Annotated in this window: 22 protein-coding genes and 1 tRNA gene; 10 read left to right on the top strand and 13 right to left on the bottom strand. The window is 66.1% G+C overall.

Annotation, left to right across the window (positions count from 1 at the left end; all coding sequences use genetic code 11):
- Positions 1-63: 63 nt before the first annotated feature.
- The 13 genes from C722_RS0119850 to aroC all read right to left on the bottom strand — a co-directional run bounded on the left by C722_RS0119850 (position 64) and on the right by aroC (position 11,022).
- Positions 64-153 (bottom strand) — tRNA-Ser (locus C722_RS0119850).
- Positions 154-686: 533 nt separating this feature from the next.
- A complete protein-coding gene (locus C722_RS0119835) occupies positions 687-1,424 on the bottom strand; it encodes a proteasome-type protease (RefSeq protein WP_017642191.1) in 738 nt (245 codons plus the stop codon).
- Between the two features lie 94 nt (positions 1,425-1,518).
- Positions 1,519-2,319: a transglutaminase family protein gene (locus C722_RS0119830; protein WP_017642190.1), complete on the bottom strand. Its 801-nt coding sequence runs from the start codon at positions 2,317-2,319 to the stop codon at positions 1,519-1,521.
- The gene (locus C722_RS0119825; RefSeq protein ID WP_017642189.1) at positions 2,316-3,269 is read right to left on the bottom strand and encodes an alpha-E domain-containing protein; all 954 of its coding nucleotides are present in this window, start codon (positions 3,267-3,269) and stop codon (positions 2,316-2,318) included. The genes C722_RS0119830 and C722_RS0119825 overlap by 4 nt, the downstream gene beginning before the upstream one ends.
- Before the next feature lie 62 nt (positions 3,270-3,331).
- Positions 3,332-4,741, bottom strand: a complete 1,410-nt coding sequence (locus C722_RS0119820; RefSeq protein WP_017642188.1) for a circularly permuted type 2 ATP-grasp protein — start codon at positions 4,739-4,741, stop codon at positions 3,332-3,334.
- A gap of 257 nt (positions 4,742-4,998) precedes the next feature.
- Positions 4,999-5,340 carry a ribonuclease E inhibitor RraB gene (locus C722_RS0119815; protein WP_017642187.1) on the bottom strand — a complete coding sequence of 114 codons (342 nt, stop codon included), beginning with the start codon at positions 5,338-5,340 and terminating at the stop codon, positions 4,999-5,001.
- Between the two features lie 104 nt (positions 5,341-5,444).
- Positions 5,445-6,296, bottom strand: a complete 852-nt coding sequence (gene speE, locus C722_RS0119810; protein ID WP_017642186.1) for a polyamine aminopropyltransferase — start codon at positions 6,294-6,296, stop codon at positions 5,445-5,447.
- A gap of 96 nt (positions 6,297-6,392) precedes the next feature.
- A complete protein-coding gene (locus C722_RS0119805) occupies positions 6,393-6,605 on the bottom strand; it encodes a PLDc N-terminal domain-containing protein (RefSeq protein WP_026083979.1) in 213 nt (70 codons plus the stop codon).
- Between the two features lie 105 nt (positions 6,606-6,710).
- Positions 6,711-7,397, bottom strand: a complete 687-nt coding sequence (mtnC, locus tag C722_RS0119800; RefSeq protein WP_017642185.1) for an acireductone synthase — start codon at positions 7,395-7,397, stop codon at positions 6,711-6,713.
- Positions 7,394-7,945, bottom strand: a complete 552-nt coding sequence (locus tag C722_RS0119795) for an acireductone dioxygenase (protein WP_017642184.1) — start codon at positions 7,943-7,945, stop codon at positions 7,394-7,396. The genes mtnC and C722_RS0119795 overlap by 4 nt, the downstream gene beginning before the upstream one ends.
- On the bottom strand, positions 7,942-8,556 hold the full coding sequence (locus C722_RS0119790; RefSeq protein ID WP_017642183.1) for a methylthioribulose 1-phosphate dehydratase: 615 nt from the start codon (positions 8,554-8,556) through the stop codon (positions 7,942-7,944). The genes C722_RS0119795 and C722_RS0119790 overlap by 4 nt, the downstream gene beginning before the upstream one ends.
- Positions 8,557-8,752: 196 nt before the next feature.
- On the bottom strand, positions 8,753-9,916 hold the full coding sequence (locus C722_RS0119785) for an MFS transporter (RefSeq protein WP_017642182.1): 1,164 nt from the start codon (positions 9,914-9,916) through the stop codon (positions 8,753-8,755).
- 14 nt (positions 9,917-9,930) lie between these two features.
- Complete coding sequence (gene aroC, locus C722_RS0119780; RefSeq protein ID WP_017642181.1) at positions 9,931-11,022, bottom strand: chorismate synthase; 1,092 nt, start codon at positions 11,020-11,022, stop codon at positions 9,931-9,933.
- A gap of 135 nt (positions 11,023-11,157) precedes the next feature.
- On the opposite strand from aroC, the gene C722_RS0119775 reads away from it, so the two are divergent.
- From C722_RS0119775 to C722_RS0119730, 10 genes are all read left to right on the top strand, one after another.
- Positions 11,158-12,126 (top strand): alpha/beta hydrolase, encoded by a 969-nt coding sequence (locus tag C722_RS0119775; protein ID WP_017642180.1) that lies wholly within the window; start codon positions 11,158-11,160, stop codon positions 12,124-12,126.
- A 44-nt stretch (positions 12,127-12,170) separates the two neighbouring features.
- Entirely contained in the window at positions 12,171-12,950 is a 780-nt protein-coding gene (locus C722_RS0119770; protein WP_017642179.1) for a hypothetical protein, read from the top strand.
- A 144-nt stretch (positions 12,951-13,094) separates the two neighbouring features.
- Positions 13,095-15,476, top strand: coding sequence for a penicillin acylase family protein (locus C722_RS0119765; RefSeq protein ID WP_017642178.1), 2,382 nt, complete (start codon positions 13,095-13,097; stop codon positions 15,474-15,476).
- A gap of 242 nt (positions 15,477-15,718) precedes the next feature.
- Positions 15,719-16,915 carry a CmpA/NrtA family ABC transporter substrate-binding protein gene (locus tag C722_RS0119760; RefSeq protein WP_017642177.1) on the top strand — a complete coding sequence of 399 codons (1,197 nt, stop codon included), beginning with the start codon at positions 15,719-15,721 and terminating at the stop codon, positions 16,913-16,915.
- An 11-nt stretch (positions 16,916-16,926) separates the two neighbouring features.
- Positions 16,927-17,499, top strand: a complete 573-nt coding sequence (locus tag C722_RS0119755; RefSeq protein WP_017642176.1) for an ANTAR domain-containing response regulator — start codon at positions 16,927-16,929, stop codon at positions 17,497-17,499.
- Between the two features lie 133 nt (positions 17,500-17,632).
- Positions 17,633-18,874: an alanine transaminase gene (alaC, locus tag C722_RS0119750; protein WP_017642175.1), complete on the top strand. Its 1,242-nt coding sequence runs from the start codon at positions 17,633-17,635 to the stop codon at positions 18,872-18,874.
- Positions 18,875-18,968: 94 nt separating this feature from the next.
- A complete protein-coding gene (locus tag C722_RS0119745; protein ID WP_017642174.1) occupies positions 18,969-19,163 on the top strand; it encodes a hypothetical protein in 195 nt (64 codons plus the stop codon).
- Positions 19,163-19,918 carry a hypothetical protein gene (locus C722_RS0119740; protein WP_017642173.1) on the top strand — a complete coding sequence of 252 codons (756 nt, stop codon included), beginning with the start codon at positions 19,163-19,165 and terminating at the stop codon, positions 19,916-19,918. Before C722_RS0119745 ends, C722_RS0119740 begins: the two co-directional genes overlap by 1 nt.
- 123 nt (positions 19,919-20,041) lie before the next feature.
- Positions 20,042-20,557, top strand: a complete 516-nt coding sequence (locus C722_RS0119735) for a DUF4142 domain-containing protein (protein ID WP_017642172.1) — start codon at positions 20,042-20,044, stop codon at positions 20,555-20,557.
- A 403-nt stretch (positions 20,558-20,960) separates the two neighbouring features.
- Entirely contained in the window at positions 20,961-22,172 is a 1,212-nt protein-coding gene (locus C722_RS0119730) for a NarK/NasA family nitrate transporter (protein ID WP_017642171.1), read from the top strand.
- Position 22,173: the final 1 nt, after the last annotated feature.

Below are 22,173 nucleotides of genomic sequence, written 5' to 3'. Positions count from 1 at the left end.
CCTGGCCGAATCGCAGGCAAGAAAAAACCCCTGGAGCTGGGCTCTCAGGGGTTCTCTCAGATCTGGCGGTGAGGGAGGGATTCGAACCCTCGATAAGATTTCTCCTATACACACTTTCCAGGCGTGCTCCTTCAACCGCTCGGACACCTCACCAGATTTGCTCGGCGGCTGCATCTGCATCACCGAGGCGCGCAACTATAGGCAAAGGCGATTTCGATGGCAAGCTTTTTCTTCAATCGATTCATACATTTGCACGCAGGGCTGGGAAAGCCCGCTGCTCTGCGCCGTTCACGGGATGACCGGTCAGTCGCCTCTCTGCCCTGCGTTACCTTCTATACCTCCGACCAACGGTAGCGTCGCAAGCATTTTTCCAATTGCCTGAAAGCAAAGGAGAAATCGTCTAGTGCGACATTTTTGATAACCGGCTGGCCGGTCATCGCCACAAAACTGAAATTTATGTTCTATAGCTACTGGATAGTGCTCAAGCCTGCGGGTATCAGTAACTGCATGCCGCTGTCGCGCAAGCGCTTCCCGCTGAAGACGTAAAGGCTTCAAACAGCTAACAATAAAGGCCCCGAGTCATGTTCAAGAATCCCGTCCCCAAGTGGCGTCAGGCGAGTTTCGTGCTCATCGTCACCACCGTCGTACTGGTCATCCCCAATCTTTCCCGGTTCTTTGGCTGATCCCTAGCGCCAATAATCCGCTGGTGCTGCCGGCAAGGCTGCCAGCAGGTCACGCAGCCCCTCTCCCCAGCCTTTGCGCAAGGCCTGGAAGTAGGGATCGTGCTCGTCGATTCGATGGCTGCTAACCTGCGCCAGCGCATCGCGCGGATAGACCACCAGATCCAACGGCAGCCCCACCGATAGATTGCTCCGAATGGTGGCGTCGTAGGACAGCAGCGCGCAGCGCAGGGCTTCTTCCAGCGGCGTCGCGAAGGTCAGCGCCCGATCCAGGATGGGTTTGCCGTACTTGCTCTCGCCGATCTGGAAATAGGGCGTGTCCTCGGTGGCACCGATGAAATTGCCGTGGGGATAGAGGTTGAACAACTCCGGCTCCGCGCCGCGGATCTGCCCGCCCAGGAGAAAGGAACAGCTCAGATCCAGGCCATGACCGCTGGGGGCATCCTCGGCATCGCGCTGCAGGACCTCGCGCAAGGTCTGCCCTAGCAAGCGGGCGGCCTCATACAGGGTGGGCACTCCGTGCAAGTTGTCCTGCTCGCTGTCCAGGCGCTGCCGCAACAGGCTGATGACCGCCTGGGAGGTAGCCAGGTTGCCCGCCGACTGGATGGCGATCAGGCGCTCGCCCGGAATTCGGAACAGATGCAGTTTGCGAAAGGTGGCGATGTTGTCGACCCCGGCATTGGTGCGGGAATCGGCGACGAACACCAGGCCGTCGTGCAGTTTCATGGCGACGCAATAGGTCATGCGAACCTCGGGTATCGAGACGGTTTTGCCGCAGCGGCGAGGAAAAGAAAAGACGGCCCCTGGCCGTCTCTTCGTGCGCTGCCGGCAGTGCTGATTATTGCTGTTGCTGCACCTGCTGCAACGGCTCGACCAGCACCTTGGCCTCCATGTGCTCCACCCCACCACCACGGCGCATGCCGCGTACCGGGCAGGCATCCAGGTAGTCCAGGCCGATGGCCAGCCGCAGGTGGCGCTCCGGTCGGGTCAGGCGATTGGTCACGTCGTAGCTGTACCAGGCGCCGTCATGCCAGGCTTCCGCCCAGGCATGGCTGGAGAGGTGCGCGCTGTCGTCGGTGCACAGATAGCCGGACACGTAGCGCGCCGGGATGCCCAGGCTGCGGGCGCAGGCCAGGAAGGCATGGGCATGATCCTGGCAGACCCCGGCGCCCTTGGCGAAGGCCTGGGCGGCATTGCCGTCCACCTCGGTGGAGCCAGGTACATAGATCATGCGCTCATGCAGGCGCTCCATCAGCTGGATCAGGCTGTCGCGATCCTGGCGCCCGTCGCAGACCTCACGGGCGAAGGCGGTCAACGCCTCGTCGGCCTCGGTCAGCCGAGTCTGACGCAAAAAGGGAAAGGCCGAGGCCTGGCAGGGTTCCGCCTCGAAGGTCTCGTCGATCTCCACCTGGCCGCTGGCGGTGATGGTGATGGCGTCATGGGGCGTATCCAGGGTCAGCACATGGAGGATGTTGCCGAAGGGATCGCGTTGCGCCCGCGCCGGCCGTGGCAAGGCCAGCTCCCAGCCAAGGATCTTCTGGCGTGCATCGTCCTGAGGCGTGAGGCGCAGGTACTGGATGCTGGCGCGGACCTGATCGGCATAGCGATAAAGCGTTTCGTGATGGATCGCGAGCCTCATACGGCCTCCAAGTAAGCGGTGTTGATGGCGCTGGCGAGCTGGCGGACATGGACGATGAAATCACCGATCCAGGCGTGCAGGCCTTCGTCCAGCACCTCGTCGATGCTGGTGTAGCGCAGCCGCGCCTCGAGACCCGCGGCCAGACGCTTGGCCTCGCGGCCGTTCTCCCCGGGCAGACTGGCCAGCACCCGGTGCAGCTCGATCACGCAGGCCAGCAGCGAGCGTGGCAGGTCTTCCTGCAACAGCAGCAACTCGGCGCCGTTGCGCACGTTGAGGGCATCGCGATAGAGCTCGGTATAGGCCTCGAAGGCACTCAGGGCGCGCAGCAGGGCACTCCACTGATAGAAGCCGCGGGCGGAGGCGTCACTGATGGCTTCCGCCTCTTCTTCCCCCAGCACCTGGTAGCGGGCGTCGAGCATGCGCAGGGTGTTGTCGGCGCGTTCGACGAAGGTACCCAGGCGGATGAAGCGATAGGCGTCGTTTCTCATGATGGTGCCGACGGTGGCACCGCGGAACAGGTGGGACCTCTCCTTGACCCATTCGCAGAAGCGACTGATACCGAAGCGGATCAGGCCGGTGACGGCGATCTCGCGCATCTCCAGCCAGGTGGCGTTGACGTTCTCCCACATGTCGGCGGTGATGCGCCCACGCACCGCATGGGCATTGCTGCGTGCAGCTTGCAGGCAGCAATAGATGCTGCCGGGGTTGCGCTCGTCCAGGGCGAAGAAGTGCAGCAGGCGCTCGGGGTGCAGGGCGCCGTGCTTTTCCCGGTAGTCATCCAGGGTGCCGGTGATGAGCAATGGCATGGCCAGCTCGTCCAGGCCTCCGCCCTGCCCGCTCTGCGGCATCATCGACAGCGAATAGCTGACGTCCAGCATCCGCGCGAGATTCTCGGCGCGCTCCAGGTTGCGGGACATCCAGTACAGATCGGCAGCGGTACGACTCAGCATGGTGGGGTCGCCTTTCAAAGGTCCTTGCGAGGCCGCCGTGGCGGCCACTGTTTCTTGGCGATCTAGTCTTGGACCACCCAGGTGTCCTTGGTGCCGCCGCCCTGGGAGGAATTCACCACCAGCGAGCCTTCGCGCAGGGCGACCCGGGTGAGGCCCCCGGGCACCAGGCGCGTCTTGCGCCCGGACAGCACGAAGGGCCGCAGATCGATGTGCCGCGGTGCGATACCGCTCTCGACGAAGGTCGGGCAGGTGGACAGCGACAGGGTCGGCTGGGCAATGTAGGCGCTGGGATTGGCCTTGAGCCGTGCGCGGAAGGCTTCGATCTCCAGGCTGCTGGCGGTAGGGCCGACCAGCATGCCGTAGCCGCCGGAGCCATGGACCTCCTTGACCACCAGCTCGGGCAGATTGGCCAGCACATGGGACAGCTCGTCCGGCTTGCGGCACTGCCAGGTGGGTACGTTGTAGAGGATGGGTTCTTCGCTGAGGTAGAAGCGGATCATCTCCGGCACATAGGGATAGATCGACTTGTCGTCGGCCACCCCGGTGCCGATGGCGTTGGCCAGGATGACGTTACCGGCGCGATAGGCGGCCAGCAGGCCGGGCACGCCCAGCAGGGAGTCCGGATTGAAGGCCAGGGGATCGAGGAAGGCGTCGTCGAGACGGCGGTAGATGACATCGACCTTGCGGAAGCCCGAGGTGGTGCGCATGAACACCTGTTCGTCGCGCACCAGCAGGTCGGCCCCCTCCACCAGCTCCACGCCCATTTCCCGCGCCAGGAAGGCGTGCTCGAAGTAGGCGCTGTTGAACCGGCCCGGGGTGAGCACCACCACCGTGGGGTTGTTGACCGGGGTGGAGCTGCGCAGGGTATCGAGCAGGATGTTCGGGTAGTGGTCGATGGGCGCGATGCGCTCCAGGGTGAACAGCTCGGGAAACAACCGCATCATCATCTTGCGGTTCTCGAGCATGTAGGACACCCCACTGGGAGTGCGCAGGTTGTCTTCGAGTACGTAGTAGGCGCCGTCGCCATCGCGCACCAGGTCGACCCCGGCGATGTGCGCATAGATGCCATTGGGCAGGTCCAGCCCCTGCATGGCCAGCTGGTACTGGTCATTGGCCAGCACCTGCTCGGCGGGTATGACCCCGGCCTTGATGATGCGCTGGTCGTGATAGAGGTCGTGGAGAAAGAGATTCAGCGCCTGGACGCGCTGAATGCAGCCGCGCTCGATGATCTGCCATTCGCTGGCGGGGATGGCTCGCGGCAGGGCGTCGAAGGGAATCAGGCGCTCCGTGCCCTGCTCGTCGCCATAGAGGGTGAAGGTGATACCGGCGCGATGGAACAGCAGGTCGGCTTCGCGACGACGCTGGGCCAGGAGTTCCGGGGGTGTCTCACTCAGCCATTGCGCATAGCGACCGTAGTGCGGTCGACAGTGCGCCTGGGCGTCATACATCTCGTTATACAGTTGGCGGCTCATGCCGATCTCCTTGTCACCCACGGTGCAGCTTCGCAAGCCGCGTGCCAGCGCCAGAGCCTTGTGGATCAAGCTCTTGCGAGGCGGCGGGTCGCGCGGTGCACCAAAGCCAGGCACGTAAGCGTGCGCATGCACCGCAACGTTTCCGTCATGAGCCTAAGACGGTGCGCCCGGCGGAAAGTGCGATGATTGAGCGGCGGAGTGATTACAGAGAATGAGACAGGCATCCCCTTCGAGATGCCGCCTCGACAAGCCAGGGATCAGGCGGAGCTGCGGCTGACTTCCTGGGTGACGCCCCAGCCATCGAGTTGGCCGCCCAGAGGCACTACCACCGCCTCGAGATCGCTTTCGAAATCGTCGATGGTGGCGTGGGTGGCGAACATCACCTTGCTGACCTGCAGATGCCAGCCCCCCTCTTCGTGGGGCATAACCTGGGTGTTGAGGGACTCGCCGTGAAACTGGTCCGCAGCGATGCGGGCCTTGCCTTCGTCGGCGAAGATGGCGAAGAAGTCGATGGGATGGAAGCGGGCGAAGTCGAAGCCGCCCTCCTTCATCCGCTGCAGCAGGTTCAAGCTCACATCATCGGCAAACGACAAGGACATAGGACAACCCTCCTCTGGTTCGGATGATCTTCTCGCCGAGCCGTCGCTACCGACGCCCGGCGAGTTGCGGCTGAGCACTCGAACGGTGCCGCGACCGTCAGGGCTTAAGCCTTGCCGATGGCCTCCAGCACGTATCGAGGTAGAGCAAAGGCGGCGGCATGCAGCTCCGGGGTGTAGTAACGGGTCTGGATGCCGGTATCACTGTAGCGTTGCGCCAGGGTTTCGGCACCTTGCCGACGCAAGGTCACGTCCTTGCTGCCCCAGGCCAGGGTCATCACGCCCCCTATGTAGGTAGGCACCGCTGACAGATAAAAGTGCCAGTCGGCGAACAGCCCGGACATCCGGCTGGCGGTGGTCTTGACCTCGTCCAGCTGCAGGAAGGGCGTGCCATTCTGCGCTACCATCACGCCGCCGTCGTTCAGGCAACGATGGCAGGCCTGGTAGAAGTTCTCCGAGAACAGCACCTCGGCCGGACCGATGGGATCGGTGGAGTCAGAGATAATGACGTCATAGCGCTCGGTGGTGTTGGCGACGAAATTCATGCCGTCGTCGATCACCAGATTCAGCCGCGGATCCTCGAAGGCGCCAGCCGAATGACCGGGAAAGTGCTCCTTGCACATTTCCACCACCGAACCGTCGATCTCGACCATGGTGATGTGCTCGACACCTCGGTGCTTGGCCACTTCCCGCAGGATACCGCCGTCGCCACCGCCGATGATGAGCACCCGCTTCGGCGCCGGATGGGCGAGCAGCGGCACCTGGGTGAGCATCTCGTGATAGATGAATTCGTCGGCCTCGGTGGTCTGGATGACGCCATCCAGGGCCATCACCTTGCCCAGCACGGCGTTCTGGAAGATCACCAGGTGCTGATGCTCGGTACGCACCTCGTGGAGCAGGCGCTCGACGGTGAATCTCTGGCCATAGCCGTCGTAGAGGGTTTCGAGGTAGTCGCTCATGTCGATCTCCGCAGGTGGCGGGCCGAGACAGACAATGCCCGGCCAAAAGCCGGGCATTGTAAGAGCTGGATGTGACAGGCTCCAGCGTTGTGCTGGTTAGCCTTTATGGGTAGGCGCGGTGGCCGAGCGATTGCCGCGCGGACCGGCGGCGGCCCAGGCGATCAGACCGATCACCGGCAGCACGATGATGAGCACGGTCCAGCCGATCTTGGCATTGCTGGTGCTGTCACTGCGGATGACGTTGACGATGGCCCAGATGTCGAGCAGGAAGACGATGAAGCCCAGTACACCGCCGATGGTGGAATTGATCATGTCGCGACTCCCGTTGCGAGGACACAGGTCTCGTCACTTGGGACTGGCGATGAGGGCGTGGAGTTCGGCCGGCTCGCTTGGCAGCGCCGCCGGCCATGGGTTTCAAGTAAACGTGGTGAGATCGATGTCAGCAAAGGACGCCACACACGGATGGTCGCCCAGCTGGCCACCGGCACGCACCAGGCCGCAGGTCGGCAGACCGGCCTGGCGCGCGGCATCCAGCTCTTCCACCACATCGGAAAGGAACAGCAGTTCCGCCGGCGCATGGGTGGTCGCCGAGGCGATGCGGGCATAGGACGCAGCTTCACGCTTGCCGCCGGTCAGGGTATCGAAATACCCGGAAAACAAAGGCGTGAGATCGCCATGCTCGGAGCAACCGAAGATCAGCTTCTGCGCCTGGATCGAGCCCGAGGAATAGACGTACAGCGGCAGTCCGGCGGCATGCCACTGGCGCAGGGCCTGGACGGCGTCGGGATAGACGTGCCCCCGGAGGGTGCCGGCGCGATAGCCCTGCTCCCACACCTGCCCCTGCAGCGCCTTGAGCGGCGTGGCCTTGCGGTCGGTGGCGATCCACTCCAGCAGGATGGCGATCACCCGCTCCACGTCGGCGTCCAGCTCGCCGGCTTCGGCACGCACGGCATCGAGTTGCTCGGCCACCGCCGGCTCTCCGGCATGGGCGCGCACATGGGCCGGCAGGTGCGCGCGGGCATAGGGGAAGAGCACGTCGAAGACGAAGCTGACGGCGCTGGTGGTGCCTTCGATATCGGTGAGGATGGCCTTGATCGTCACGCCTCGACCTCCAGGCGCGGAAAGCGCTGGGCGATGTCCACGCCGGTGAAGTGGGCGACCCAGCCGTCGGGATTGTCGAACAGGCGGATGGCGACGAAGGACGGCGACTCGCTCATGTCGAACCAGTGCGGCGTACCGGCCGGCACCGAGATGAGGTCGTCCTTCTCGCAGAGCACGGCATAGACCTGGTCGTCGATGTGCAGGGTGAAAAGGCCCTGGCCGGCGACGAAGAAGCGCACCTCGTCTTCATTGTGGCGATGTTCTTCGAGGAACTTGGCGCGCAGCGCCTCCTTCTGCGGATGCTCGGGATGCATGCTGATGACGTCGACGGTCTGGTAGCCGCGCTCCTGGATGAGGCGATCGATCTCCGGTCGGTAGGCGGCGATCACCTCCTCCTGGCTGGCGCCGGGCGCCACCGGGGCGGTGGCCTGCCAGCGCTCGAAACGCACCCCAACCTCGGCCAGGGTGGCGGCGATGTGCTCGCCATCGCTGATCACCTTCAGCGGCTGGCGGGGTTCGGCATCGTGGTAGACGGTCAGTCGGCTCATGGACGCAGGCTCCGGGTCTTGAGTTCGCATTCGAAGAGGAATTCGAAGGCTTCCACGTGGCGCAAGGCATCGGCCATGCGCGGGCCCCAAGTATAGAGGCCGTGCCCGCGGATCAGGTACCCCACGCAGTCGGGATGCACGTTCAGCCAGGTCTGCACCTTGTCGGCCAGGCGCGGGATGTCCTGGTCGTTGTCGAACACCGGGATCTCCACCCGCACGTCGTGGGTGGTGACGCCATGCAGGGCCTTCTGCAATTCGTAGCCGTCCAGCACCAAGCGATCGCCTTCGAGCTGGCGCGAGAGCACCGTCGAGTTCACCGAGTGGGTGTGCAGCACGGCGCCGATCTCCGGCTGCCAGCGATAGAGCTGGGTGTGCAGCGCGGTCTCCGCGGAAGGCTTCTTGGCCTCCAGCGGGGTGCCGTCGAGGTCGGTGGCGAGGATATCGTCCAGCTCCAGCTGACCTTTGTGCTTGCCGGAGACGGTCAACAGCAGGCGACTGTCGGACAGCCGTACCGAATAGTTGCTGCTGGTGGCCGGCGACCAGCCGCGGCCATAGAGAAAGCGACCGGCGTCGATGATTTCCCGGGCCAGTTGCTCACGCTGCTGGATCATGGAGGGTTCTCCTTGGTTCTGTACGAAAAGTCGCCGAGCGACGGTCAGGCGAGGCGCAACGACCAACGGGAGTAACAGCCAACGGCTGGCCCAGATGGTGAGCGCCAGCGAATCAAAACGCTGAGGAAGCGGAGTTTACGAGAGGTAAATGAGCATTGCGACCGGGCTGGCGATCCAGGTGTTTTTCAACGAAGCCTCACCGAGCGCAGGCACTTTTCGTACTGGACCTAACGGACAAGAGGATTAGGAAGGCCCCCGCCAGCGCCGCCAGGGAGGCGCCGGCAAAGGCGGCAAGGGCACCGGACACCTGCCAGGCATAGCCAGCATACAGCGCGCCCAGCGCCCCGCCAGCCCCGGAAAGTGCCGCGTAGAGCGATTGGGCCTGGCCCTGGCGGCGGCGGTCGAAATGGGACTGGACGAACTGGATGGCGGCGGCGTGGAAGCAGGCGAAGGTGGCCGCATGCAGGAGCTGGGCGAACAACAGCACTGGCAACTGGTCGGCCAGGGCGCCTAGCAGCAGCCAGCGCCCGGCGGCGATCAGAAAGGCGCCGACCAGCAGGGTAGTCAGAGCGATCCGCGCCAGCAGTTGCGGCATCACCAGGAAGATCAGCACCTCGGCGACCACGCCCAGCGACCAGAGCTGACCGATGACGCCGCGGCCATAACCGAGTTCTTCCAGATGCAGGGTGAAGACCGTGTAGTAAGGGCCGTGGGACAGCTGCATCAGTGCCGCGGCGATGAAGAAGGCCAGCACCCGCGGCTGGCGCAGGGTGGTCAGGAAGGGCTCGGCCGGCGCCTCGGGCCGCTGGCCGGGGTCGACCTTGACCCCCGGCACCGCCAGCGAGGCCAGCAGGATGATCGCCATCACCAGCAGCAGATAGGCCGGATAGAGATCCAGGCTGACGTACTCGAAGGCCCAGCCCAGCCCCGCCACCGCGGCGATGAAGCCGATGGAGCCCCAGAGGCGGATGCGCGCATAGCGCTGCGGCTGATCGCGCAGATGAGCCAGGGTGATGGCTTCGAACTGGGGCAGCACCGCGTGCCAGAAGAAGGCATGACCGGCCATGATCAGCGCCAGCCAGGCGAAGCCCTGGCCGAGGTAGATGCCGGAGAAGCACAGCAGGGTGCAGGCGGCGCCGAGGCGGACGATGCTCAGCCGGCGGCCGGTGCGATCGGCCAGCCAGCCCCAGAGGTTGGGTGCCAGCACCCGCATCAGCATGGGGATGGCCACCAGTTGACCGATGGCGGTGCCGGAAAAGCCCAGGTGGTGGAAATACAGCCCCAGGTAGGGCGCCGTGGCCCCCAGCAGCGCGAAGTAGGCGAAGTAGAAGCCCGACAGCCGCCAATAGGGAACCGGCATCGTCCGTCCGCGGATCAGAGCTGGGGCAGGACGGGCGTGTGCACTTTCACCTCGGCGTTCTGCGCGCGGTGGCGCAGGAGGTGATCCATCAGCACCAGGGCCATCATGGCTTCGGCGATGGGGGTGGCGCGGATGCCCACGCAGGGATCGTGGCGGCCCTTGGTGATGATATCCACCGGATTGCCATGGACGTCGATGGAGCGCCCCGGAGTGGTGATGCTGGACGTGGCCTTCAGCGCCAGGTGGGCGACGAGGGGCTGACCAGACGAGATGCCGCCCAGCACGCCACCGGCGTTGTTGGACAGGAAGCCCTCCGGGGTCAGCTCGTCACGGTGCTCGGTGCCGCGCTGAGCGACGCTGGCGAAGCCGGCGCCGATCTCGACGCCCTTCACCGCGTTGATGCTCATCAGCGCATAGGCCAATTCGGCGTCGAGGCGGTCGAAGATCGGCTCGCCCAGACCCGGCGGCACGCCGTCGGCGACCACGGTGATGCGCGCGCCTACCGAATCCTGATCGCGACGCAGCTGGTCCATGTAGGCTTCCAGCTCCGGCACCCGGTCCGGATCGGGGCTGAAGAAGGCGTTTTCTTCCACGCTGTCCCAGGTCTTGAAGGGGATCTCGATGGGGCCCAGCTGGCTCATGTAGCCGCGCACCCGGATGCCCTGGGTCGCCAGGTACTTCTTGGCGATGGCACCGGCCGCCACGCGCATGGCGGTTTCCCGCGCCGAGCTGCGACCGCCGCCGCGGTAGTCGCGCAGGCCGTACTTGTGGTGATAGGCGTAGTCGGCATGGGCCGGGCGGAACAGGTCCTTGATCGCCGAGTAGTCCTTGGACTTCTGGTCGGTGTTGCGGATCAGCAGGCCGATGGGGGTGCCGGTGGTGACGCCTTCGAAGACCCCGGAGAGGATCTCCACTTCGTCCGCTTCCTGGCGCTGGGTGGTGTGGCGGCTGGTGCCGGGCTTGCGCCGATCCAGGTCGCGCTGCAGGTCGGCGATGTCCAGGGGCAGTCCGGGTGGGCAACCGTCGACGATGGCGACCAGCGCCGGGCCATGGCTTTCGCCGGCGGTGGTGACGGTGAACAGCGTGCCGAGGGTATTACCGGACATGCGAGGGCTCCGCGCTACGGGTGAAAGGTATAGATTCAAAATGGGAATGGGCGATTTTACACGCGCCGTGGTCTTTTACACGGATTGTGTGCGGGATAGGCCCCCACACCCCAGCCCTCCGGTGCCCTCTTCGTCATGCGTCTGCTGTTCTCCCTGCTGCTGTGCCTCGCCCTGCCCGCCCTCGCCACCGCGGCCGACCCCGTGCTCTATCGCCCCGTCCAGCTCGACACCGGCAGCGGCGTGCTCAAGGGCAGCCTGATCCTGCCCCGCAGCGAGCGGCCGCAACCCGTGGTGCTCTTCGTCTCCGGCTCCGGGCCCCTTGACCGCAACGGCAACGGACCCGGCGCGCGCAACGCGGCCTTGCAGCGACTGGCCGAGGCCCTGGGCCGGCAGCGGATCGCCAGCGTGCGTTTCGACAAGCGCGGCGTGGCCGAGAGCCGTAGCGCCGAACCGGACGAGAGCCACCTCAGCGTGGAGCGCTATGTCGACGACCTGGTCGGCTGGATCCGGCTGCTGCGCGCCGACCCGCGCTTTTCCGCGGTGATCCTGCTCGGTCACAGCGAAGGCGCCCTGATCGCCAGTCTGGCCGCCGACCGGGTGCCGGTCGCCGGGGTGGTGACCCTGGCCGGCAGCGGCCGGCCCATCGACGTGGTGCTGCGCGAACAGCTGGCCGGCAAGCTGTCGCCCGCCGGCCTGGCCAGTGCCCAGTGGATCATCGACCAGTTGCTGCGCGGCACGCCGGTGCCCGAGGTGCCGAAGGAGTTGCTGGTGCTGTTCCGCCCCAGCGTTCAGCCCTATCTCATCTCGCTGTTCCGCCAGAATCCGGCCAGGGCCTTTGCCGGCATCCACGCCCCGGCGCTGATCGTCCAGGGTACCCATGACGTCCAGGTGGAGGTCGATGATGCCCGCGCCCTGCAGCGGGCCAAGCCGGATGCCGAACTGGCGATCATTCCCGGCATGAACCACGTGCTGCGCATCGCCCCGGCGGACATCCAGGCGCAACTGCCCAGCTATGACAACCCCAACCTGCCGCTGGCCCGCGCGTTGGTCGAGCGCGTGACCGCCTTCGTCGCGCGCTCAGGTTCCCCGCACCCTGGCCGATAAGCCGGCAAGGGCGCCCACGGAGGCGCGCCCGCTGGAGTCCGCCCGTGGAAACCCCCGATCAAGCATCGCCGGCCGTCGAAGCCGTCACCAATGAGCCCCATCCCTGGGCCAGCCTGCCGCCCGAGCGCTTCCAGCTGCTGCGGCTGATGCCGCAGCCGGCGGATCGGCGGGTTGGCGTGCGCCCCCTGCGCTTCGTGCAACTCGGCCTGGTCGAGCGCCATGGCGACGAGGAAAGCCTGCTGCGGCTGACGGTGCAGATTCCCGGCCAGCTGCTGCACCGCGAGGTGAACGTGCTGGAGGTCTGGGTCGACCATCGCCTCGGCGAAATCCGCCTGGGCCCCGAACGCGGCCTGCAGATCGAGCCCGAGGAGCGCGGTCTGGGCCGCTTCCTGCTGGCCCGGGCGGCCGCCTGGACGCGCTTGCGCTGGAACCACTACCGGGTGCAGGACCTGCCCCTGGCGCGCCGCGACGCACTCGACGAAGACAGCCGCAAGCGCCGCGACCACGTGCTCGGCGCCCAGGGCTTCACCGTCGAGACGGCGGCAGACGACGAGCGCCAGCAGCTCTGCCGGGCAGCGCGGGTCAGCCAGCTGCGCGAGGACTGGAATACCGACAAGGTGCAACTGCTGTCGCTGCTGGACGGCGCCACCCTGCTGGAGCAATGCGACCGGGTGATCGACGAGCGCGATGCCAGCCTGCGTCAGCTGGAAGACCGCATCGCCCTCTATCGTCGTGATGACATCTCTTTGAGATTCGCCATCGGCTGCCTGGCGGTGTTCTGCCTGTTCCAGGCCGCACTGCTGATCTGGATGGCGCTGCGCTGAGCGGTCTGGTGCCGCGCCAGGCGCCTTTCCCGATGACCTGTCGGCAGCGCCCGGACGCCACCCCTCGCCCGAGGCTTGCTCCCCCGGTGGACCCTGCTAACGTAGCCACCCGTTCGCATCCATCCGCCGGAGTGTCCGCTGTTCATGGTCTCGCCTCTCCCGTTTCGCTCGCGCGCGCCGCTGCGCCTCGCCACCTTCGGCCTGCTGACTGCCCTCGCCGGCTGCCAGTACTTCGCCGAGGAGCCGTCGCCCCGCGGCCAGCCGCAACTCAAGGGTAGCCTGGCGCTGCGCGGCCTGGCGCAGACCGCCTCGGTGCGCCGCAATGCGGATGGCCAGCCGCTGATCGAGACCACCACCTTTCACGATGCGCTCTTCGCACTCGGCTACGTCCACGCCAGCGAGCGCCTGGCGCAGATGGTCGAGCTGCGCCTGCTGGCCCAGGGTCGGCTGGCCGAGGCCTACGGCGAAAGCCGGCTGGACAGCGACAGATTCATGCGCGCCGTGGACCTGCGCAAGGCCGCCCAGGTGGCCTACGGCAACGCCTCGCCGCGGATGAAGACCTTCTTCGAGGTCTATGCCCGGGGCGTCAACGCCTACCTCTATCGGGCCGGCGAGCGGGTCGAGCTGGATGGCCACGACTACCGCGCCGAATACTGGAAAGCCGAAGACAGCGCCCTGCTCTTCGAACTGCTCAACTTCGCCCAGGCGGTAGACCTGCGTAAGGAGACCGCGGCGCTGGCGCTGGCCGCCCAGATCGGTCCCGAGCGCCTGGCCTGGCTCTTGCCCACCTACCCCGACGAACCTCTACCGGAAGAAGAGACCGCCAAGTTGCGCGGCCTGAATCTGCGCGGCCAGCTGCCCGGACTCGACGCCCTGCTGCAGGTCCAGCGTCAATTGGCGGCGCTCGCCCCCTTCGGCGGCCCCACCGGTACCGCCTGGGCCGCCACCCCGGGCCATACCCGCAGCGGTCGCAGCCTGCTCGGCGTCGACAAGGTCAGCGCCTTTGCCGGCCAGTCGCCCTTCACCCTGGTGACCCTGAGGGCGCCGCGCTTCGAGGCCGTGGGCACCACCCTGCCAGGCCTGCCGCTGCTGCTCGACGGCTACAACGGCAAGCTGGCCTGGGGCGCCGCGACCCTGATGGGCGACAGTCAGGACCTCTACCTCGAACGCCTGCAGCGCCAGGGCGGTCGCCTGCAGGTGCAGAGCGGCGGCCAGTGGCAGCCGGCCGGCGAGCGGGTGGAGACCTTTTTCGTCCGCGGTGAAAAGCCGCGGCGCGAGACCCTCTACACCAGTCCGCGCGGTCCGCTGCTGAATCTGGCCCTGGCGCCGGACGCCAACGGCTACGGCCTGGCCCTGCGCAGCAGTCGCCTGGAAGCCGACAAGAGCCTGGACGCCCTCTTCGACCTCACCCGCGCCAAGGACGTGGAGCGCGCCTTCGAACTGGCTCGCGAGCTGCGCGCCAGTGACTGGAATCTGGTATTCGCCGATGCCGAGCATGTCGGCTGGCAGGTGACCGGCCGTTATCCCAATCGCCGCAGCGGCCTGGGGTTGCTGCCCTCGCCCGGCTGGGACGAGCGCTATGCCTGGGATGGCTACGCCGACCCCATGCTGCACCCCTACGATCAGGACCCGGCCCAGGGCTGGCTGGGCGCCGCCAACCAGCGCGTGGTGCCGCGTGGCTACGGCATGCAGCTGTCCAGCAACTGGTCGGGCCCCGAGCGCCAGGAGCGCCTGGCACAACTGGCCGGGCGCTCGGCGCGCCTCGATACCCGCGACGCCATGGCCCTGCAGCAGGACCAGACCACCACCCTGGCCGCCAAGCTCAAGACCCAGATCGACGCCCCCGGCTTCGCCGCGCCACTGCGCCAGGCCATCGCCGCCCTGCCGGCCACCCAGCGCCAGCAGGCGGAAGAAGCCCTGCGCCGTCTGCAGGGCTTCGACGGTCGCCTGGCCGCCGGTTCCGCGGATGCGGCGCTCTACGAGGCCTTCTTGCAGGCCCTGGCCGAAAAGACCTTCGCCGATGAATTGGGGGGCACCAAGAGCCCGGCCTGGCAGGCCTTCACCACCCTCAGCGACACCGGCTACAACGCCATCGTCGATCATCTCCTGGCCCGTGACGACAGCCCCTATTGGGATGACGTCAGCACGCCTGCCCGTGAAGACAAGCCGGCGATCTTCGCCCTCGCGCTGGCCGGGGCCGTCGAAACCTGCGAGGCCAAGCTGGGCAGCGATCGCGCCGCCTGGCAGTGGGGCCGCTTGCACCGCCTGGATGGCAATGCCAGCGGCGGCGACGGCTCGACCCTGGACCTGACCGCCAGCCACTGGGGCGGCGATGATCAGGCCTGGCTGGCGCCGGCGCTGCGCCTGGCGGTGGACTTCGGCCTGGCCGAGCCCCTGCAGGCGAGCCAGGCCGGCACCCCGGGCAAGAGCTGGACCCGCGGCCAATACCAGAGCCTGCCGTTGCAGCCGCAGAATCTGGAGCGCGTCTATGGCCGTGATCGCCTGCTGCTGATCCCGCAGAAGTAATCCTCCCCTGGCAACCCGTGACTTGGCGCGGGTTTTGCGCCGTCTCTGGCAGACCTCAGCCGGCGCCCCTCCTCCCGCCGCGCCGCGGACCGCCGTAGAGGCGCTGTCCGGCAGGCGCCGTGGCCGTGAGAGCGCCCGGTGATGGTGCCGTGCCTGTCACCAAAATGGTGCAGGCCCAAGCCGAGACGTCCACAGCGGTGCACAGAGCGGTGCCTGGACGTCCGTTAGCCGCCGGAGACACCATGCCTGCCCAGCCTTCCCCCCACGCCGCGCATCTTTGGGTCGCGGGTTCGGATGCCCCGGAAAAGCCCGAACTCAATCTGGGCTTCCTGCCCCTGAGCGACGCCGCCTCGCTGATCGTGGCGGCGACTCAGGGTTTCGGCGAACCCCATGGCCTGACGCTGAATCTGCATCGCCAGCCCTCCTGGTCGGCCCTGCGCGACAACCTGCTCAATGGCCAGCTCGATGCCGCCCATTGTCTCTATGGCCTGGTCTATGGCGCGCATCTGGGCCTGGGCGGCACCGCCGCTACGCCGATGGCGGTGCTCATGGGGCTGGCGCAAAACGGCCAGAGCATCAATCTGGCGCGCAGCCTGGCCCGGGAAGGCGTGCAGGATACCGCCTCCCTGGTCGAGCGGATCCGCCAACCGGACGCCAGGCCCTTGACCTTGGCGCACACCTTTCCTACCGGCACCCATATCTTCTGGCTCTACTACTGGCTGGCCGCCCAGGGCATCCATCCCCTGCGCGATGTTCGCACCGCCCTGGTGCCGCCCCCGCAGATGCCCGAGCATCTGGCCGCCGGCCGGGTCGACGGTTTCTGTGTCGGCGAACCCTGGGGCGCTGCTGCCGTGGCCCGCGGCCAGGGCTTCACCCTGACCACCACCCAGGCCATCTGGCCGGACCACCCGGAAAAGGTGCTGGCCTGCACCGGCCGCTTCGCCGAGCGCTATCCCAACACCGCCCGGGCGCTGATCCGCACCCTGCTCGACGCCAGTCGTTTCATCGAGGAGAGTCGCGAGAATCGTCTGGGCACCGCTCAACTGATCAGCGGCGCCGACTATGTGAACACCGACCCGGCGCTGCTCGCCCAGCGCTTTCTCGGTCACTACGAAGACGGCCGCGATGGCCGCTGGGAAGACCAGCACCCGCTGGCCTTCCATCGCCAGGGCGAGGTCAATCCGCCCTATCTGTCCGACGGCCTCTGGTTTCTCACCCAGTTCCGTCGTTGGGGCTTGCTGCGCGAGGATCCGGATTACCTGGCCATCGCCGAGGCGGTGCAGTGCACCGAGCTGTACCGGCAGGCGGCCATCGACGCCGGCCTGGCGATTCCGCCCACCCGGCGCAGCAGCACCCTGTTCGACGGGCGCACCTGGGACGGCAGCGACCCAGCCGGCTATGTCCGCAGCTTCGCCATCCACGCGCTCAGCGATCACTAGGGAGAACGACCTTGCGCATTCTGCTCATCGACGACACTCCCAAGCAGGTCGGCCGCCTCAAGGCCGCGCTGATCGAGGCCGGTTTCGAAGTCATCGAGGAATCCGGCCTGACCATCGACCTGCCCGCACGCATCGAGGCGCTGCGCCCGGACGTCATCCTGTTCGACACCCAATCACCCGGACGCGACGTCATGGAGCAGGTCTGCCTGGTGACCCGCGATCTGCCGCGCCCCATCGTCATGTTCACCGACGAGCACGACCCGGCGGTGATGCGCCGGGCCATCCAGTCGGGGGTCAGCGCCTACATCGTCGAGGGCATCCAGACCAGTCGCCTGCAGGCCATCATCGACGTCGCCCGCGCCCGCTTCGAGACCGATCAGGCGCTACGCGCCGAACTCCAGGCCCGTGAGCAGCAGTTGCTGGAGCGCAAGAAGGTCGACCAGGCCAAGGGTCTGCTGATGAAGATGCGTGGCTGCAGCGAAGACGAGGCCTACACCCTGATGCGCCGCCAGGCCATGAGCAAGCAACAGAAGCTGATCCAGGTAGCCGACCAGATCATCGCCATGAGCGAATTGCTGGGCTGAGACAGGCCGCGCGGACCAGTCAGATTTTTTCCTCGACAAGCGCAGCGACCTGCGGCTAATGTCCGCTGCAGGTCACCTCCTGTGACCCACGTCGCTCGGACGGTTCCGGGCGCTTACGTACTTCGAGGAACGCATGACTGATTCCAGTCCCGTGCGCCGCTTTGCGCGCATCGATCGCCTGCCCCCCTACGTCTTCAACATCACCGCCGAACTCAAGATGGCCGCGCGCCGTCGGGGCGAGGACATCATCGACCTGTCCATGGGCAATCCCGACGGCCCTACCCCACCGCACATCGTCGAGAAGCTCTGCCAGGTCGCCCAGCGCGAAGACACCCACGGCTATTCCAGCTCCAAGGGCATTCCCCGCCTGCGTCGCGCCATCTCCCACTGGTATCGCGACCGTTACCAGGTGGAAATCGATGCCGACAGTGAAGCCATCGTCACCATTGGCTCCAAGGAAGGCCTGGCGCACCTGATGCTGGCCACCCTGGATGCCGGCGACACCGTGCTGGTGCCCAACCCCAGCTACCCGATCCACATCTATGGCGCGGTGATCGCCGGCGCCCAGGTGCGCTCGGTGCCCCTGGTGCAGGGCATGGACTTCTTCGCCGAGCTGGAGCGGGCCATTCGCGAGAGCATTCCCAAGCCGAAGATGATGATCCTCGGCTTCCCCTCCAACCCCACCGCCCAGTGCGTGGAGCTGGATTTCTTCGAGCGCGTGGTGGAACTGGCCAAGCGCTACAACGTGCTGGTGGTGCACGACCTGGCCTATGCCGACATCGTCTTCGACGGCTGGCAGGCGCCTTCCATCATGCAGGTGCCCGGGGCCAAGGACATCGCGGTGGAATTCTTCACCCTGTCCAAGAGCTACAACATGGCCGGCTGGCGGATCGGCTTCATGGTCGGCAATCCCGAGCTGGTCGCCGCCCTGGCGCGCATCAAGAGCTACCACGACTACGGCACCTTCACCCCGCTGCAGGTGGCGGCCATCGCCGCCCTGGAAGGCGACCAGCAGTGCGTGCGCGACATCGCTCAGCAATACCAGCAGCGCCGCGATGTCCTGGTGCGCGGCCTGCATGAAGCCGGCTGGATGGTCGAGAATCCCAAGGCGTCGATGTACGTCTGGGCCAGGATTCCCGAGCCCTATGCCCACCTGGGGTCGCTGGAATTCGCCAAGAAGCTGCTGGCCGAGGCCAAGGTCTGCGTCTCGCCGGGGTTGGGCTTCGGTGACTATGGCGACGACCATGTGCGCTTCGCCCTGATCGAGAACCAGGACCGCATCCGCCAGGCGGTGCGCGGCATCAAGCAGATGTTCCGCGGCGACGGCCTGCTGCCCAAGGCGGCCCCGCGCAAATCCGGCGTCGAGCCGGCCTGAGTCTTCGCCGCGCCGTCGACTGGCGGCGCGGCGAATTCTTGTCAGTCCGGGTGTTCCAAGCTATAAGCGCCTAGTGCATCCCCAGGATATCGTCATGCTGAAAGGCCTGTTCAACCTGCTCAAATCGCCCTCCGCGGACGATCTCAAGCTGGCCGCGAGCATCAACAACTCCTACAAGTCCATGCGCGTGGTCGGCCGCGGCACCCTGCGCATCGATCCGGCGGAGGTCTTCGACTCCCCCGAATTCAAGGAAGACCTGGACCGCGCCCGGCGGCTCATCAACCGCTGATGTTCCTGCTGCTGCTCCTGCCGATCCTGGTCAGTGGCTTTCTCGTCTGCCACAAGCATCCGCTCTACTTCTATCGCCTGCACCGCTACGAGGGCCAGTACCTCTATCTGCAGAGCGCGCGTTTCGGCCTGTTCTGCACCCTGCTCGCCGTGATCCTGCACCTGGGCATCGCGCAAGTCCTGCAGGGGCGTAGCTGGTCTTGGGGCGAGCGGACCTTCTCGCTCGACTACTTCGCCGGTCTCGCCGAGCTGCTGCGTCGCACCGGCACCCTGGAGGATCCGCTGCAGGCCGCCTGGATCCTGGTGGTGACGGTGACCGCCCTGCTGATCCCCGGTGCCTGGGCCGCGCTGGCGCGCTGGACCATCAAGCGTAAGTACGGCCTGAGCGAGGACAACTACCGTACCTTCATCCTCGCCGGGATCCTCAAGGACAGTCCGCTGGACGATCTGCTGATGACCGCCTCCATCAACAGGGAGACGCTGATGCTGACCCTGGAAGAGCGCAAGGTGTATGTCGGTCGTATCACTACCCTCGGCGAGCCTAGCGAAACGGAAGGGGCCGACCAGGACGTCTGCATCAAGCCGATCATGAGTGGCTACCGCGACAAGGACAAACTCTGGGTGACCTTCACCACCCACTATGCGGACAAGGGCAAGGACATCTACCTGACCCTGAAACAGAGCCAGATCGTCTCGGCGACGCGCTTCGATTTCGACGCCTACGAAGCGTTTCGCTCAAGCGTAAGCCGCACCTGATCTGGCTTCGCACGCTTTCTCCAGGGAACGTATGACTTTTTAGGCAGGTCCCATTTTGCAGGCGCGTTCACTGCCAGCCGGTGACGCCCTTCCCTTACTGCCAAGAAAATCAGGAGCACGTCCATGACGCCCATGCTGAAGAAAGCCTCCAGCCTGTCCCTCGCCATCCTGCTGGCTGCCGGTGCCGGTCTGGCCCAGGCCGCCGACAAGCTGTCTCCGGCCGAATTCGTCGACGACGCCTCGGCCAAGGGCATCGCCGAGATCGAGGCAGGCAAGCTGGCCCTGGAAAAGAGCCAGTCCCAGGACATCAAGACCTTCGCCCAGAGCATGATCGACGATCACACCAAGGCAAACGAGCAGCTCAAGAGCCTGGCCCAGGAGAAGAAGCTGAAAGTCTCCACCGACGCCGAGCTGATGGACAAGGCCAAGGCCATGATCCTGCAAGTGCGTGACGATTCCTTCGATCGCTCCTATGCCAACAACCAGGTCGTGGCCCATGAGCAGACCATCGAGATCTTCCGCAACGAAGCCAAGACCGGCGATGACGCCGCGCTCAAGGCCTTCGCCGAGAAGACCCTGCCGAAGCTGGAGCACCACCTCCAGGAAGCCAAGGCGCTGCAGACCAAGTACGCGAAGTAACAGCGGCGGATCGTAGGTTGGGTTGAACCGGCCTTATCGTCGAAGCCCGGCAGTGCCATGACGCAAAGGCAGTGCTGGGCTTCGCTGCGCTCAACCCAACCTACAGGCGCAGGATGAATCACCAGGGCTGTGATCCGTACGGGTATGCCAGGCTCTAATAGAGAGCAGCTTGCTGCACCTGCGCTCGATCATTGTGCAGCACGTCGTCCTCTTTAGACGCTGCCAGCGCCGTGGGCGGCGATAAACACCAGGCTTGCGCAACTTGGCTTCGCTCTTGCAAAGACCTGGGTAGCGGTGGCCAACGGCGGTCACCCCAATCGACAAAGGCGTCAGTTCACCTCCCGGCAACGGGCAAGGGTGACTGGCGCCTTTTTCATGCCCGTGACGTGCCCGAGGTGCCTCCATGAGTCCCAGTTTCTGGAAAGCCGGCCATGCGCCGACCCTGTTCGCCGCCTTCCTCTACTTCGACCTGAGTTTCATGGTCTGGTACGTGCTCGGCCCCATGGCCGTGCAGATCGCCACCGACCTGCAGCTGACCACCCAGCAGCGCAGCATGATGGTGGCGACGCCCATCCTCGCCGGCGCTGTCCTGCGCCTGATCCTGGGCTTCGTCGCCGATCGACTGTCACCCAAGACCGCCGGCATCATCGGCCAGGTGGTGGTGATCCTGGCGCTGCTGGTGGCCTGGCAGCATGGCGTGCACAGCTATGAGCAGACCCTGGTGCTGGGCCTGTTCCTCGGCTTCGCCGGCGCCTCCTTCGCCGTTGCCCTGCCGCTGGCCTCCCAGTGGTATCCGCCGCAGCACCAGGGCAAGGCCCTGGGCATCGCCGGCGCGGGCAACTCGGGTACGGTGTTCGCCGCCCTCTTCGCCCCGGCACTGGCCAAGGCCTTTGGCTGGACCAACGTGTTCGGCTTCGCGCTGATCCCGCTGATCCTGACCCTGGTGGTCTTCGTGCTCTGCGCCCGCAACGCCCCGGAACGCCCGGCGCCGAAGAAGCTGGCGGACTATGGCCGCGCCCTGGGCGACCAGGACAGCTGGTGGTTCATGTTCTTCTACAGCGTGACCTTCGGCGGCTTCCTCGGCCTAGCCAGCACCCTGCCCGGCTACTTCCATGACCAGTACGCCCTGGAGCCGGTGGTTGCCGGCTACTACACCGCGGCCTGTGTCTTCGGTGGCAGCCTGATGCGGCCCCTGGGTGGCGCCCTGGCCGACCGCATCGGCGGCATCCGCGCGCTGCTCGGCATGTACACCGTCGCGGCCATCTGCATCGCCGCCGTGGGTTTCCACCTGCCCAGCGCCATGGCCGCCCTTGCGCTGTTCGTGGTGGCCATGCTCAGCCTGGGCGCTGGCAACGGCGCGGTGTTCCAGCTGGTCCCCCAGCGCTTCCGCAAGGAAATCGGCGTCATGACCGGACTGATCGGCATGGCGGGCGGCATCGGCGGCTTCGCCCTCACCGCCGGCCTGGGCGCGGTCAAGCAGGCCACCGGCGACTATCAGCTGGGGCTCTGGCTGTTCGCTGCCCTCGGCGTGCTCGCCTGGTTCGGCCTGCTCAGCGTCAAGCGCCGCTGGCGCACCACCTGGGGCTCGGCGGCGGTCATCGCGGCACGCGTCTGAA

The organism is Pseudomonas sp. 313 (assembly GCF_000316965.1).
Lineage (GTDB): Bacteria > Pseudomonadota > Gammaproteobacteria > Pseudomonadales > Pseudomonadaceae > Chryseomonas > Chryseomonas benzopyrenica.
Note: the sequence above shows the minus strand (reverse complement) of the source record. Positions and strands in the feature narration are given on the sequence as shown.

Bases quoted from the DNA above. Each gene is read 5' to 3' on its own strand.
- C722_RS0119835 (WP_017642191.1), bottom strand. From the start codon at position 1,424: ATGACCTATTGCGTCGCCATGAAACTGCACGACGGCCTGGTGTTCGTC.
- C722_RS0119830 (WP_017642190.1), bottom strand. From the start codon at position 2,319: ATGAGGCTCGCGATCCATCACGAAACGCTTTATCGCTATGCCGATCAG.
- C722_RS0119825 (WP_017642189.1), bottom strand. From the start codon at position 3,269: ATGCTGAGTCGTACCGCTGCCGATCTGTACTGGATGTCCCGCAACCTG.
- C722_RS0119820 (WP_017642188.1), bottom strand. From the start codon at position 4,741: ATGAGCCGCCAACTGTATAACGAGATGTATGACGCCCAGGCGCACTGT.
- C722_RS0119815 (WP_017642187.1), bottom strand. From the start codon at position 5,340: ATGTCCTTGTCGTTTGCCGATGATGTGAGCTTGAACCTGCTGCAGCGG.
- speE (WP_017642186.1), bottom strand. From the start codon at position 6,296: ATGAGCGACTACCTCGAAACCCTCTACGACGGCTATGGCCAGAGATTC.
- C722_RS0119795 (WP_017642184.1), bottom strand. From the start codon at position 7,945: ATGAGCCGACTGACCGTCTACCACGATGCCGAACCCCGCCAGCCGCTG.
- C722_RS0119790 (WP_017642183.1), bottom strand. From the start codon at position 8,556: ATGATCCAGCAGCGTGAGCAACTGGCCCGGGAAATCATCGACGCCGGT.
- C722_RS0119785 (WP_017642182.1), bottom strand. From the start codon at position 9,916: ATGCCGGTTCCCTATTGGCGGCTGTCGGGCTTCTACTTCGCCTACTTC.
- aroC (WP_017642181.1), bottom strand. From the start codon at position 11,022: ATGTCCGGTAATACCCTCGGCACGCTGTTCACCGTCACCACCGCCGGC.
- C722_RS0119775 (WP_017642180.1), top strand. From the start codon at position 11,158: ATGCGTCTGCTGTTCTCCCTGCTGCTGTGCCTCGCCCTGCCCGCCCTC.
- C722_RS0119765 (WP_017642178.1), top strand. From the start codon at position 13,095: ATGGTCTCGCCTCTCCCGTTTCGCTCGCGCGCGCCGCTGCGCCTCGCC.
- C722_RS0119760 (WP_017642177.1), top strand. From the start codon at position 15,719: ATGCCTGCCCAGCCTTCCCCCCACGCCGCGCATCTTTGGGTCGCGGGT.
- alaC (WP_017642175.1), top strand. From the start codon at position 17,633: ATGACTGATTCCAGTCCCGTGCGCCGCTTTGCGCGCATCGATCGCCTG.
- C722_RS0119745 (WP_017642174.1), top strand. From the start codon at position 18,969: ATGCTGAAAGGCCTGTTCAACCTGCTCAAATCGCCCTCCGCGGACGAT.
- C722_RS0119740 (WP_017642173.1), top strand. From the start codon at position 19,163: ATGTTCCTGCTGCTGCTCCTGCCGATCCTGGTCAGTGGCTTTCTCGTC.
- C722_RS0119735 (WP_017642172.1), top strand. From the start codon at position 20,042: ATGACGCCCATGCTGAAGAAAGCCTCCAGCCTGTCCCTCGCCATCCTG.
- C722_RS0119730 (WP_017642171.1), top strand. From the start codon at position 20,961: ATGAGTCCCAGTTTCTGGAAAGCCGGCCATGCGCCGACCCTGTTCGCC.